This is a genomic window from Streptomyces sp. NPDC057565, assembly GCF_042801455.1.
In the GTDB taxonomy this organism is placed as follows: domain Bacteria; phylum Actinomycetota; class Actinomycetes; order Streptomycetales; family Streptomycetaceae; genus Streptomyces; species Streptomyces yanii.
The window spans coordinates 1-12,838 of the sequence record NZ_JBHVFU010000110.1 but is presented as its reverse complement, the minus strand read 5'-3'; the positions used below and the strand labels follow the sequence as shown (position 1 = coordinate 12,838).

Sequence of the window (12,838 nt, the reverse complement as noted above, 5' to 3'; positions counted from 1 at the left end):
CCCACCCCCCTTTTGGGTCAGTCCGGCCAACATAGCCGGCGCCACTGACAACGCAGAGAACTCCGGCGCTCCGCGCCTCCGGGCCAGGGATCGCGGTCCCGCCCGGCCTGAAGGCCGGGATCCCCCGCGAAGATCAGGGATGACCGGCTGGTGGACGCTCTCCGCATCAGCGACAGCGTGATTCGGGTCAGCACGGTGCTCTCAACGCCCTGAAACACGCCGCAGAGAGACGATGACCCCGAGCTGCTGTTGCGGACGTTCGGTCGCGGGTGAGCTGGTCAGCGGATTGTGGGCGCGACTGGCTGGTGAAGAAGGGTGCCAGGGAGATCGGCTCGGTCCCCTGTTTGGCTGAGCGCGCCTGGAGCGGAACGGTCAGGGGCGGTATAGTGCGTGTGTACCTCTTACTCAGGCACAAGGGCCCCGCCAGACTCTGGCGGGGCCCTTGTTTTGGTCAGGCGACCTGAAGATTCGGCTTGCCCTCACGCGGTGGCGCCGTGGTGTATGAAGGCAGCTCGAGGTTCGGGAGTTGGCCGTTCCTGATGGCGTCCAGCGTGTGCCGGAAGGCCGCTTCCATGTCGTCGTGGTTCTGGTACTTGGCAGCCAGTGGATGGAGCCGGTAGCTGTTGCCCTGACGGCCTTCGTTGCGGGGCCGGAGAACGATCTTGAGATCGCAGAGGGGCGCCATGAGGAGGCTGACCGCCTGGGGGGTGATCCCGTATTCCTTCGCCATGTCCTTCTGTCGTACGGGCAGGTGTCCCCCGAACTCCGAGCGGAACACAAGGTACTGAAGGAACTTCACTGCCGCCCCTGATACCGGCACGGCCCAGATGCGATCGGAGACGATCGGAGACAGAACCTCAGCCATCAGGCCTCCACCTTCCTCATTGTCTGCTGCCAGGGTTCATGCGGGGTATCAACCGATCCTCTTCTCCCTGGTATAGGCAGCCTGCCCAAAGTCGAACTCTTCCTGGTGCGGCTCTGGACCGATGTTATGAGGAAAGGCGCTGAGATCGTCGCCATGCTCGGAAGTAATCGTCGCCAGCACTTCGCGCTGGGCGGTGCTGTTGCCCTGGAACCACAGCCTCACGTTCAGCTGGATCGCCCCGTTCCCGGCTTTCTCCACCCAGTTGTACTCGCACAGGGCTTTGATGGCGCGGTTCACCGTGGACCGGGTGATCTTCTTGCCGTTCTTCTGCACGGCGAGTTTGTTCAGCCCGTCGGTGATCTCCTGCTGGGTGTACTGGGCGATGCCGGTGCCCGGGACCTGCCCTCCGGCGACGAAGAGGAAGACACACAGCTGCGACTTGGTGATGGAGTTGGCGACGGCCAGCTGCGCGAGTAGCTGGGTGAACCAGTTGCTCGCGAGGCTGTAGCCCGTGTTGCCGGCCATGTCGTGGACAGCGCGAGGGTCGTCCCCGTACTCGAAGGTGACCCCTTTGAGTTTGCGGCGGCCTCGCGGGTCGGCGGTCGGGACGGCTTCGCCGAGCTGTCTCCCCAGCACGCTCAGGATGTCGTCGTACGCGACGTTGTCGGAAGCGCGCAGCGGAACAGATCGTGGCCCGCCCGGACGGCGCCGGGCCGGCAGTTCAGGTGACACATGACCTCCCTTGTACTCAGGCAGTACAGACCCTATCCGAAAAATCAACGGGAGCTTGTCTTTTGACGCACCGGCGCGCCAGCAAGACGACGCCTTCCGCCCTGAAGCGCGAGGCGGCATCAAAAATCAACGTGTGCTTGTTTTCCGTTCGACTGTGATCCGATTTATCAAGCGCTGCTTGAGTTTGTGTGTCGCATGTAGAGCACATTCCATGGATCGCCGCGGTGCCGGTTGCGCTGCTTCGGCCGCGCACGCAAGGTCCCTGACCAGCGGCGATGCGCCCAGTTTCGCGGCCGAAGCAGCAATCAAGCACTGCTTGATCTATGGAGCAAGATGTGACGGCCACGTTGACATTTCAACACCTGAAATGTGCTCCCCACGACAACATCGACCTCACAAAAGCGCAGGTCAGAGCCTTGCTAGCCGGTGCGTTCTCTTACTTAAGAGCAACCAACGACCGCCATCCCGGCAAACTCTGGGGGCAACTCCCGCACTGCTTCATGCCGAAGCCGTCACTGCCGCATGTCTCCACCGCAACCCCCGAAAGCCAGCCCTGACGCAGCGGTCCTCTCCTGACATCCGCAAGTGGTCACCTGCGCCACCACCTTGCTCAGCCAATTTGAGAGGCCTCTCCAGCAGTCAACGACCTGCTGCCGCGTAGCTGACCTCGGACGCCCCCGCGGGGCACCGGAAGCCCGCCAGGGCTGAGGAGCTACCGCTCGCTGCGAAACCAACACAGGCCTTCTTGCTACCTACCGGCTCAGCCGATCTCGTATGAACGACAGACGGGTTGGCTCACTCGGCAGGATCGCACTGAGCTCTTTCCATCGTCAGTTTGAGCTGGCCAGATGCAGGCAGAGGACGGTCTCAACGAGACTCGTGATGCGGGCGGTCGAGCACCGGAGCTTGCGGAGGAATCGCCAGGACTTGAGGGTGGCGACGGCCTGCTCGGCGAGGGCCCGGATCTTCGCGTGGGACCTATTGACGGCCTGCTGGCCGGTGGAAAGCGTCTCCCACCTGCCGCGGCAGGGAACGCGAACCGTGCCCCCGGCGCCCTGGTAGCCCTTGTCGGCCCAGCAGGGGAGGCCGGCCTGGGCCAGCGCGTCGACGATGCCGTGCTCGCGGGCCGCGCGGACATCGTGGACGGCCCCAGGCAGGGCCGGAGATGCCCACAGCAGGCGGCCGAAGCCATCGGCGATGACCTGCACGTTCATTCCGTGCTTCTTGTGCTTGCCCGAGTGGAACGGCCGGTCGGCGGCGATCCGGTCGATGGGCAGCAGCGTGCCGTCGAGCAGGGCGAACGCCCTTCGTCGAGGCCATCCGGACCGCCTCGACGAGTGTCGGGGCGAGGTCGGCCAGCAGGCCGACGGCCTCGGTGATGTAGCGGTAGGCGGTGGCGATCCCGATGCCGAACCCGGCAGCGAGCCGGGCATAGGTGTCGCCGCAGCGCAGATGGGCCAGAACCAGGAGGAGCTGGCGTCCCGGCACCAGGCGCCGCCAGCGCGAGCCGATCTCCCGGCGGTAGGCGGTCAGTCGACGGGTGAGGTAGCGCAGGTGCGTGTTGGACAGACCGATCGCCGACGGGTAAACAAGCACGCGAAGCTCCTGGTGAGCATGGGGAATCGTGGTCGAGAACCCGCCTATCAGGAGCTCTGCTGTTGCGCATGACCAAAACCAACTAACGTGAATCGTCGGTAGGTTGGCAGAAGCTCGCTGTACCAGCCCCTTTGAGGAAGGAGCTTCGATGAAGGTCTCGCGCACTGCAATGCTCACCGTCGTCGGTCTCGCCGTCGAAATGGTCGGCTCTTGAGCACTCGCCGGTGGATCACCGCCGTCTGGGCGGGGCTGTGCCTGGTCGGCATCGCCGCCACCTCAGCCCTCAACGCCGGGCCGTACACGGACAAGCCGAAATCTCCCACCGAGGAGCCGGTACCGACGGGCACGTACGTCGTCAACTGCAAGGCGATCGCCGACGACATCGAACAAGCCCGCACCGAGGCGGAGCAGGAACGGCATGAAGCGCTCAACCCTTCCGCGACCCCTACCTACCGGGGCAGAGCCACTGTGAAGGCTGTATGGGTACCGGAGGAGTGCGCGGACGAACTTGAAGACCGTGGCCTGAAGACACGCTGAGGATGGCACTTCCCACGTCCGCCGCGCCCTCTCCCGCACCTGCCAGCGCCGCAGGTCGTGGAAGGTCTGGTCGGTGCCGTCGTCGCACCGCTTGGTGAATTAGTACTTCACCGCGCCGCGCGGCGGCAGGTCGTGCGGAAGCAGGTCCCACTGGCAGTCGGCGCGGCCCTGGTAGAGGAGCGCGTTGACGATCTCCCACATTTCGTGCCGACCCTGGTGGCAGCTGACCGAGGGGTGTGCAGCCTTCCATTCCGCGATCGCCGGCTCGATCAGCGCCACTGCTCATCGGACGGGTCGGTCTTGTAGGGCTTGTGCTCGCTCACGGTGTTCAGCCCGGCACGCCCCAGCCCGCCGACCGGCTGGGGTGCCGCAGTCCCACACGTTCACGTGACGACAAAGCCCCGATCAACTCACATACCGCCCTCTCAGAGAGGGAACGTTATGCCGAGTTCTTGCATGGCGCTGGAGGGAGGTCCGCCTTCGGAGCGCTCCGTCTTTCGTCCTTTTCTTGCCGGGGCGAGTGTGCGTGGGTCGATGGCCTCGGCGGGCGCGCCGGAGGCATAGACGCCGTCGGCGTCGGTGTCCCGGTCGTGGGGCAGGAGCCAGAAGACACGTCTGCGGAAGGTTCCTGAGGAGCGTGAAGGTTTGGCTTTGGGGCCGAGGAGTGCGTAGCCGACCATGCGCCCGTCTCGGTGGTATGCGGGCTTGGCTCGGCGGGTGGGTAGCCGGTCGAGGCTCTGGCGTACGTAGTCGAGGTCGGTCGTGTCCTCGAGCCAGACGAGTTCGATCTCGTGGCAGATCTCGTCCTCTGTAATGAGAGAGCTCACGTTGTCTCCCCGTCGGCGAGCAGTCCGATGCCCGGATAGTACTTGCGCTGGTTGGACACTTTCATTTCCTTCGGCGATGCGAGTCCGACCAGTTCACGCACGCGGGTGGCGAAGGCTCGGGATGAGATGGCAGGTGCTCCTTCATTTTGGCACCAGTCCTTGTAAGCGGCGTAGAGCCTGGTCTGCTCTGCTCGCTGCTCTGGGTTGAGAGCGCAGCACTCCTCGAGGAAACGTCCGGTGTGGTCTTCGGTTTCTGCGTAGGCGGTGGTGGCGATGCGGACTCGTTGGGGGCCGGTGAGGTTCTTGTCGCCTGCGAGGTAGCGGCGTGCTCCCTCGATGAGCCAGTTGAGGATGCCGGGGCCTTCTTCAGCGACCAGGATGTCGGCAAGGTTGTCGATTTTGCGGTCGTCGGAGACGACGCGTTCGAACGGGATCATCCTCATGCGGCGCCAGAAGGCGAAGCCGCCGGTGCCGACTTCGGGGCGATGGTTGCCCAGCAGCCAGAGCTTGTGGGTGGGGGCGAAGCTGAAGAAGTCCTGTCTCATTCGGCGGGCTTTGATTCGGTCTCCGCCGGTCAGGAGTTTGACGCGTGCCTCGTCGAACTTGTCACCGGGTTTGACCTCGGAGCACACGATGACGCGTCGGCCGTGGAGTTCAGCGAGGTCGGTGGGGTGGCCCTCGTAGGGGCGGGCCATGAGGAAGCCGGGCGGGGCGGCGTCGGCGTAGTCGCCCAACAGCTTCATCAGCACATCCAGGAGGACGGACTTGCCGTTTTTGCCGGATCCGAACAGGAACGGCATTACCTGTCCGCCGACGTCGCCAGTGATCGAATAGCCCAGGAGCAAGTGCAGGAAGCCGATCATTTCCGTGCCTTCCGCGTCGTCGCCGAAGGTGTCGGCAAGGAAGCGGTCCCATCGTGGGGTAGGGCTTTGTGTCGGTCCGGTCGAGGTCGAGCGGGAGTGAAAGTCCTTGTTCGGGTCGGGTGTTCTCAGCAGGCCGGTACGCAGATCGATCACCCCTGAGGGTGTGCACAGGACGTAGGGGTCAGCGTCCAGGAGTGCGGCATTGAGGACCATGCCCGGGGCTGCCTTGGCCTGGGTGAGCATGGCGTTCATGCCCGACGTGCTCAGCGCCCGGCGTCGATGCTGCTGCAGCGCTGCCGGGGTGTAGACGCCCCGAGGGTCGCTGACGGCCAGGTTCTCAGCGAGGTCGCCGGCTGCCCAGACGACGGCGTCGTCTTCGTCGATCTGCCAGCGGGTTGCGTCCCATCGGAACCAGCCGAGGCCGGGAACGTGGCGGTAGTCGTTGGCGTACAGCTTCACGAACAGTTTGGCGTTGCCGCGGTCCGAGAGTGTGTCCGGTAGCAGGCCGGCGGCCGTGGCCGGATTGTCGTGCACCACCGCCAAGCGCATTTCGCCTGCCTGAGCAGGGAGCCGCGGTGCCGCCTGAGCGAGGATCTGGGCTGCTACGGCCTGCGGATCAAAGTTGAAGAGGAAGCCGTCGTCGCTGGCGGAGGATGTCACGAGCGACTCCCCGGGTCCAAAGGATGTTGTATGCCAGCATTCATGCCGCTGCGGATGATCTGCTCGATGCGGCGCGTCTGGTGGGGGCGGGCCACGTCGGCTACCTCCTGCAGTGCTTGAGCGGCGGCTTGCTCAGCAAGGTGCCCTGCCGCAACCAGCCCGCCTGCGGTGAAGGCGGCACGGTTGAGCTTGTCCGAAAATCCCGCTCCTTCAGCCACGGCTGAACAGGCGGCGACCTCGCCGAGGACAGTGGCCAAAGTGCGGCTGGCGCGGCTGGCGCCCCCGCCGGCCGCAATGACAGCCTGGCGGGCGCGTGGCGGAACAGAACGTGGGGCAGAAACGCTTGGGGCCGGAAGGTGCCCGGTGCGCTCAAGTTCTTGGGCCAGCCACGTCGGAAGCGGTGCAGGTTCCCGAGTTGTTCCGAGCGGTGTGTACGTTCCTGCACTTGTTCTGGTGCCGGGGGCAATGATGTAGCCGCCGTGAGCACGGACGTCTACCTGCCAGGCCAAGGCCCGGCCGCCGCTCGATCCGGTCGAACACTGCCAGCGTCGACCGTCAGTGGCGCGGTACCAGACGTGCAGCCCTCCTGACGGGGTTCGTACGCGCAGGGTGGATTCGTCGTCAGCGGGGCTCGCTACACCACGCAAAGCGGCCAGGACGCCAAGAGTGTGGTAGCCGTTGGCCAGTCCCCGAAGATCGACGCCCTTTGGGATCGGGATGCCCGGCAAGACCTGATCCCGGTCCGGGAGCGGCTGCCGGTGAGCGTCGACATCGATGACGACCAGTCCTGCGGGGCCGCACGCGATACCTACACCGAAGTCAGGCGTATAGCTCCACCATTGGTCGATTCGGGCTCTGTCGAGGGTTGCTGCGTGAAATCCGTGGCACCACCGACCAGCTGCCCGGCAGTCGCACCTGTGGTGGGAGTGCCCTGCCTCACGGCACTGAGCGCAGTTCCCGGCCGGGGTCTTACGTCCAGGCGTCAGCGGGTGCACTGGCCACCCACGGCTGGCACACCACCGGGCCGTAGCCAGCATCAAGGAGTCAGCGACTGAACCTTCAGGGACTGACTGCCTTGAGTCGCTGCGAGAAAAGCGCAGCTCAGCAGGCATGTGGTTCCCCCATTAGCGACTGAAGCGACTCAACAATGAACACACACTAGCGAAGTGCGCGGCCAACCTGCCCCCACCCCCTGAAAAACGGAAGGCTTCCGTGTCGGGGCAGACCGTCAGCCAGCGACCGAAACGATGGGCAGCGACCCAGCGGGTTTCGGTCGCTCACCTCCGAGCTCACCGAAAACCGCAGGTCAGAAGCCTCCCGGAAGACAGAAAGCGACTGAAGCGACTGAAGTCTTCTATATATGACGCACACGCGCACTCAGGAATGACGGCATATACAAGCATCGTGAGTCGCTTCAGTCGCTGCTCCGTTTGGACGATGTCCTCTGAGCTGCAGGTTTGCCGTATCCCAAGGCAGCGACTGAGCCTGCTCCGGGCTGCCTGGCTTGAGTCGCTGAGGCAGGATCCTCACTGGCTCAGCGACCGAAGCGACCGAAGCGACCGAAGGAACAGGCCGGCATTCCAGGAACAGACACCCATGGGGTTCAGTCGCTTGCGTCGCTGTACCGTCGTTTGCAGGTTGACCCTCCGACGGTTCGGTGGCCCGGGCCCCAACCCGGCCGTTCTCAAGGGTGTCGCCAATGGGTGCGGCGGGTTATAAGAATGACCGTGCGTGACGTTCGTGGCCGGAGGCCACCCAGGCGGCTCCCCGTAGCACCGGTTTTCACCGCCCCCGCAGCGCCACCCTGGCCACCACCGCGTCAGCGACCGTCTCGGCACGCTCCTGCTCCAGGCCGCGCCGGGCCGCCACCTCCAGCACCCGCTGCCGCACCTCGGCGAGCTGTTCGAGAGTCAACGAGGGCACCGTCGCCGGTTCCGCATGTCTGCGAAAGACCCCGCGCAGTAGGTCCCTCGCCCCATGGAACGCACAGTCCGCCGCCCGATCCCCCAGCTGCCGTACAGTCTGATCCGGCGCCAGCCACACCACCCCCGTAACCAACGCGGTGACCTCACCCGCCCCAAAGCCCAATCCCTCCAGGAAGCACCGCATCCTGTCGTCGTCAGCGCTGTAACGCAGCCGAGAAGCCGAGAAGCCGAGCTGCGTACCGGGACACCGCCGACGGCGTGATGAACCCGGCCAAGCTGGCGCGCCCACCGGCCGACCTCGCCTTCGCCCGGGTTGAACGTCGAGGTGGGAACCACTTCCACGGTGACGCGGTCAGCGAGGGCGTCCCGTACGAGACGGGTGCATACTCCGGCTGTTGCCGACGAGCGGTCAGTGCTGGTTGCCCGTACGGTCGGTATGGGTGCCCTGACAGGACGGTACTCGTGTGGCCCCGCGGGTCCGTCGCACGTCCCGCGGGGCCCCTTCGCCTGGTGCTCATGTCCCGCCGCTCGGTGCCTTGGCACCCGCGATCGGGACGGGGCGCGCAGTCTTCCGGCTGCTACTCGGTAACCACACCGCCCGTTTTGGGTCATGACACGTTTTCTACCGGCACTTCGACTTGCCAACCGCTGGCACTGAGGCGGTGCCCTCTCTGGGTGTGACGGCTCGCGAACGGTGCTGATTTGCTCGCGAGCCGTCACACCGATCAGGGTCCGTACGTCGAGAACGTTGAGGACCTTCTCGACCTGTTCCAGATCGTGCGGCTAGAGATTGCCGGACGCTCTGACGAGATGTGACAGCGGTATCGGCGGCCAGCGTGGTTGTGCCCCTCGCCGCCCGACCACGCGGCGGAGGTGCACGAGGACGCCGAGATGCGCATCCCGCACGAGACGAACCGGGCCTACGACGGTGACATGCTGCGTTTCGCTGAGTGGCGCGAGGCTGGGCGATGCCCACCGCCCGCAGAACGTGAACGCGTGAGAATCAGGGCGCGATGCGACGGGCAACCAGGATCGTTCCATGGGTCGCCAGCTCAGCCACTTCTACGACGCGTCCTGGTCGGGGGCGTGCACGACCAAACCGTCGCCGATGAACATGGCGACATGTTCCGGCCGGGATGCGGTGCCGTTGGTGAAGACCAGATCCCCCGGCTGGAGCGCCTTGACCGACACTGCCCCTCCGTCGTTGATCTGTGTGTAGGTCGTCCGCGTGACTTCGATACCGGCCACACCATAGGCGCGTTGCATCAAGGAGGAGCAGTCGTACCAGTCCCGGGGGGTGTTGCCGTTGCGTCACGACGGTCCTTGCGCAGGCCTGCGCCGCCGAGCCAGCTCCCGCTCCTCCCGGCCCCCTCACGGATCGGCTCGGTGGTGTGGCCGCCTGCTGGGTACGGCGCGAGACGGCACGCTGGGCCTGGACGTGCCGACGGGGACGGCTCGTCGGGTCTGCAGCGAGCGTGCCAGTCGTGGATGTGGTCGACGAGGTGGCGGCGGGAGCGGTGCGGGGGCGCAAGGTACGGGCAGCGGATCCTGTCCGGCGCGGTGAGCCAGCCGGACGCGTGGGGCCGGCGGGACGTGGCGGGTATGTCGGCCTGGGCGGGCCGCCCAAGGTGCCGCTCGGCGGCGGCCCCCTGTAGTGGTGTGCCCGCGCCGCCGGGTGCGCCCGGCGGATTGCCAGGAAGCGGTGCAGGGCCGCTGGCGGGGCGGGCATGGCGCGGCCGGCTGTGGCGGCGGCCGTTTTGCATACGGGTTACCAGCGCGGTGGCGCCGACAGTCCGGGGCATGGAGTAGGTGATGGCAGCGAGCGTTTTGCCCTGGGCGAGAGAGACACCGGCCAGGGTGCCGCGGATCAGACCGCGTGCGGTCCTCCAGACGATGTGGCGATTCTTGGGGACTGCCGAGGTGGAGGGACTGCTGAAGACGGAGCTGTGGGTGCCGTCGATCCGGGCGGCTGACATCTTGGCGCGGAAGTTCGCGGCGGTCTGCTTGGAGCGGGCTGACAGCTGCTTGCGCTTCTTGACCGCGCCGATGCACACGACGTCGACCACCAGGAAGCGCAGGGTCAGTTCCCTGCCCCAGTCTTCCTGCACGGCGTCGAGGACCGCCTGGACGATGAGGATGAACACCGCCAGTGCGATGACGGCGGTAAGCATCTGGCCCAGGGAGCGGAGCACGGAGGGCGACCGACAACACAGGGACGAGCAACAGCTTGGCCAGGCCGAAGGACAGGGACCAGGCGATGAGCCAGCAGCAGAACGCGATCAGCCACTTGGTGCCCATGAAGCACAGCTCGGTGAGCAAGTTCTGGATACCCAGGTCCCAGTCCGTCAGACCGCCGGTATCCGACTTGACGGTGTAGACGCTGATCGGCAGGCCATCGGAGTCGGTGACGTCGAAAACGCCGAGGACGCCACCCCCGTCGACGAGCAACTTGCGCAGCCGTTCCTTCTCCGAGTCGAGCATTGCCTCCTGCGCCGCCGTGGAGAGCTTTTCGCCCTGCTCGCGCATGACCTCCTCGATCGCCTCGACCTCTTCCGGTGTCGGGGTGCGCTGGGTGCCTGCCTCCGGCACGCTCGGCGGCGGTTCCGGGCTGGGATCCGCGTGAACGGGCAGCGACGTGAGCAGGGTGAGGCGGTGGCGGCGAGCGCAGCGAACAGCAGCGCCAGGCGCAGCCGCGCGGACCCCAGCGTCCGCAGCCACATCCGCCGGGCCAGGATCGTGGTCATGCTGCGGGCCGGTAGTCGCTGGGTGTGGTGTGGATGACGCGCATCACGGCCGGGTCCATCGGGATCAGCACCTTCATCAGTCCGATGCGGCCGGCCAGGTTCCGGTACAAGCACTCCCCCGGCAGGGCGAGCTTCTCCTCCTCGGGCAGGTCCAGCGGCGACAGTCCGGCGCTGACCAGGTCCAGCAGTTCAGGATCGGCGGCATCGACGCCGAGGAACTCCAGGCCGCGCTCGGCAAGCGAGCGAGTCGTCTGGCGGAAGAGGAGCCGGTGTGGGATCAGACCGCGGATGATGGCGCCCTTCTCGCTGTCGGCCGGCCCGATATCGTCCGTGTCATGGGAGCCGACGTAGACGGCGGCGTTGTGCTTACGTTCGTCACGCATGAGCTCGAGCAGCAGCTCCAGGCCCTCGTCCGAGCTGGTGAGCCACCAGCATTCGTCGAAGACGGCGACGCCGAACTCGTCCTTGTGCCGCATGACGGTCTCGCGCGCCACGGCGGCGATCAGGTACATCAGCGAGCGGCCCAGGACCTTCTCGAACTCCAGGCGCTCGATGCGGTGGTCGGAGGCGAGCTCGCTCTTCTTCGGCAGGGCCAGGGAGTTGACGAGGAAGATGACGCTGTCGGCGCGGGCCGTGTCCACGACCGGGAGGGTGTCGTCGAAGACGACGGCGGCGAGGTCTTTGCGCGCTACGGCTTTGAGCTTGCGGGCCAGGTTCCGGGCGGGGGTGTCCTCTCCTCCGCGCAGAACGAGCTCGTCCATCAGGGCCGCGCATGGAGGGCTCGGGCCGCTCCAGGACGGCCTGCACCGCCTCGGACAGTGCGACGCCTTCCAGGTCCACCGGCTTCACACCGAGCAGCAGGGTCAGGAAGGACTCGCAGAAGCGGGCCGCGACCTTGGGGCTGTCCTTCACGTACAGGCGCAGCGGGTCGAGGGACACTTCGGTGCCCTGGTCGATGCGGATGACCTGGGTGGTGCCGGGGCACGCTTGCGCGAACCTCGCCCATTCCTCTTCCTTGGTGCGGTCAACGATGACGGCGCGCCCGCGGCTGTTCGGCTTGCCGGGCTGGTGGCCGCGGGCCAGGACGTTGTAGTCCGCCGACTTCAAGCCGATGGACTTGCCGGCGCCGAGCTCGCCGATGAACGCCATCGACGCCGACGCGTTCTCCCGGGGCCCACGGGCCGGGTCGACCATGACCGGGCAGGCACCGCCGGAAGCGAGCCGCAGCCCGAACAGGCCGCCCCGTTCGTCGCCGAGCTGGGAGCCGCACCAGGGCATGGCCATCGCGAAGTCCCGGGCGAGCAGGTACTGGGCGTTCCGGGTCATCATCCGCGGGGTGCGGCAGCCGGGCAGCATCGCGTGCCACAGGCTGGTCTGCTCCCCCACCGGACGGGAGAACGTGTAATCGGTGGCGCCGAAATCACTGGACAGGGCGGCCGCACGGCCCTGGGCTTCGCCCGTGGTGGCACCCCAGACCGCAAGAGTGACCATGGCGCGGATCTCGACCTCGCGGGCCGAGGCGGTGAGCTGATCGCGGAACTCGTCGTTGTCCGCCTCGTTCTTCGCAAGCGCTGTCGGCGGGCCGGCCGGGTCTTCGCCTCCGCCTTGGTACCGGGAGTGATGACCAGCCGGGCGGTCCAGTCCACGGGGTGGGCCAGATCATCCAGCTGCTGCAGGTACGCCGCACCGGGCAGCGCGAACGCCTCGGGCATCTCGGACAGGGCCGGCAGCGCCTGGTAGGAATCGCCCCACTCGGAGGAGACCTGAACGAAGCGCCGCTCAAACGGATTGCCCGGTGCTGTACGGCGCTCACTGAAATCTGCTCCCCCCTTGGCGGGCAGCACCTCCCCCAGGGCCGCGGCCGTACGGCTGCGGCCGCGCACCGCCGGTTCGGTCCCATCGGGCAGGAACGGCTCCACCAGCCCACGGCGTGCACTGTGCCCGTAGAGCGGGCGACGACGTAGAGGGCAGCGGTGACTCCTCCCCGTCCTGAAGGGACGGGGCTTCTCGCTATGCCGTGTGGGCGTTGCGACGGACCAGCCCGGCCCGTAGAACATTGAGTGCTCCCACTGTGTCGGCGTGCGCCGTG

The 12,838-nt window shown here is 66.5% G+C and carries 12 protein-coding genes and 2 pseudogenes; 2 read left to right on the top strand and 12 right to left on the bottom strand.

What is annotated here, in order from left to right:
* Positions 1-451: 451 nt before the first annotated feature.
* The 3 genes and pseudogenes from ACFU8W_RS50605 to ACFU8W_RS50595 form a co-directional block, all read right to left on the bottom strand.
* Positions 452-865 carry a hypothetical protein gene (locus tag ACFU8W_RS50605; protein ID WP_345509478.1) on the bottom strand — a complete coding sequence of 138 codons (414 nt, stop codon included), beginning with the start codon at positions 863-865 and terminating at the stop codon, positions 452-454.
* Between the two features lie 48 nt (positions 866-913).
* Positions 914-1,597 carry a replication/maintenance protein RepL gene (locus tag ACFU8W_RS50600; RefSeq protein ID WP_384052602.1) on the bottom strand — a complete coding sequence of 228 codons (684 nt, stop codon included), beginning with the start codon at positions 1,595-1,597 and terminating at the stop codon, positions 914-916.
* A gap of 830 nt (positions 1,598-2,427) precedes the next feature.
* Positions 2,428-3,193, bottom strand: a pseudogene (locus tag ACFU8W_RS50595) (transposase family protein).
* A 210-nt stretch (positions 3,194-3,403) separates the two neighbouring features.
* Between ACFU8W_RS50595 and ACFU8W_RS50590 the strand changes: the two are divergent.
* Positions 3,404-3,730, top strand: a complete 327-nt coding sequence (locus ACFU8W_RS50590) for a hypothetical protein (protein ID WP_384052601.1) — start codon at positions 3,404-3,406, stop codon at positions 3,728-3,730.
* Between the two features lie 99 nt (positions 3,731-3,829).
* Here the strand turns inward: ACFU8W_RS50590 and ACFU8W_RS50585 are convergent, their stop codons facing one another.
* From ACFU8W_RS50585 to ACFU8W_RS50545, 9 genes and pseudogenes are all read right to left on the bottom strand, one after another.
* Complete coding sequence (locus tag ACFU8W_RS50585; RefSeq protein WP_384052600.1) at positions 3,830-4,009, bottom strand: transposase; 180 nt, start codon at positions 4,007-4,009, stop codon at positions 3,830-3,832.
* A gap of 146 nt (positions 4,010-4,155) precedes the next feature.
* A complete protein-coding gene (locus tag ACFU8W_RS50580) occupies positions 4,156-4,557 on the bottom strand; it encodes a DUF6009 family protein (RefSeq protein ID WP_345509481.1) in 402 nt (133 codons plus the stop codon).
* Positions 4,554-5,969 carry a phage/plasmid primase, P4 family gene (locus tag ACFU8W_RS50575; RefSeq protein ID WP_384052604.1) on the bottom strand — a complete coding sequence of 472 codons (1,416 nt, stop codon included), beginning with the start codon at positions 5,967-5,969 and terminating at the stop codon, positions 4,554-4,556. The genes ACFU8W_RS50580 and ACFU8W_RS50575 overlap by 4 nt, the downstream gene beginning before the upstream one ends.
* Before the next feature lie 107 nt (positions 5,970-6,076).
* Positions 6,077-7,117, bottom strand: coding sequence for a bifunctional DNA primase/polymerase (locus ACFU8W_RS50570; protein ID WP_384052603.1), 1,041 nt, complete (start codon positions 7,115-7,117; stop codon positions 6,077-6,079).
* 745 nt (positions 7,118-7,862) lie between these two features.
* On the bottom strand, positions 7,863-7,994 hold the full coding sequence (locus ACFU8W_RS50565; RefSeq protein ID WP_384052599.1) for a hypothetical protein: 132 nt from the start codon (positions 7,992-7,994) through the stop codon (positions 7,863-7,865).
* Positions 7,995-9,067: 1,073 nt separating this feature from the next.
* Complete coding sequence (locus tag ACFU8W_RS50560; protein ID WP_384052598.1) at positions 9,068-9,271, bottom strand: C40 family peptidase; 204 nt, start codon at positions 9,269-9,271, stop codon at positions 9,068-9,070.
* Complete coding sequence (locus ACFU8W_RS50555; protein ID WP_384052597.1) at positions 9,271-10,176, bottom strand: hypothetical protein; 906 nt, start codon at positions 10,174-10,176, stop codon at positions 9,271-9,273. The genes ACFU8W_RS50560 and ACFU8W_RS50555 overlap by 1 nt, the downstream gene beginning before the upstream one ends.
* Positions 10,177-10,745: 569 nt before the next feature.
* Positions 10,746-11,510 (bottom strand): ATP-binding protein, encoded by a 765-nt coding sequence (locus ACFU8W_RS50550; protein ID WP_384052596.1) that lies wholly within the window; start codon positions 11,508-11,510, stop codon positions 10,746-10,748.
* A gap of 70 nt (positions 11,511-11,580) precedes the next feature.
* Positions 11,581-11,898: pseudogene (locus tag ACFU8W_RS50545) on the bottom strand (ATP-binding protein); the annotation flags it as partial.
* Here ACFU8W_RS50545 and ACFU8W_RS50540 point away from each other — a divergent pair.
* A complete protein-coding gene (locus ACFU8W_RS50540) occupies positions 11,888-12,154 on the top strand; it encodes a hypothetical protein (protein ID WP_384052595.1) in 267 nt (88 codons plus the stop codon). The pseudogene ACFU8W_RS50545 and the gene ACFU8W_RS50540 sit on opposite strands and share 11 nt — an antisense overlap.
* The last annotated feature ends 684 nt before the right edge of the window (positions 12,155-12,838 follow it).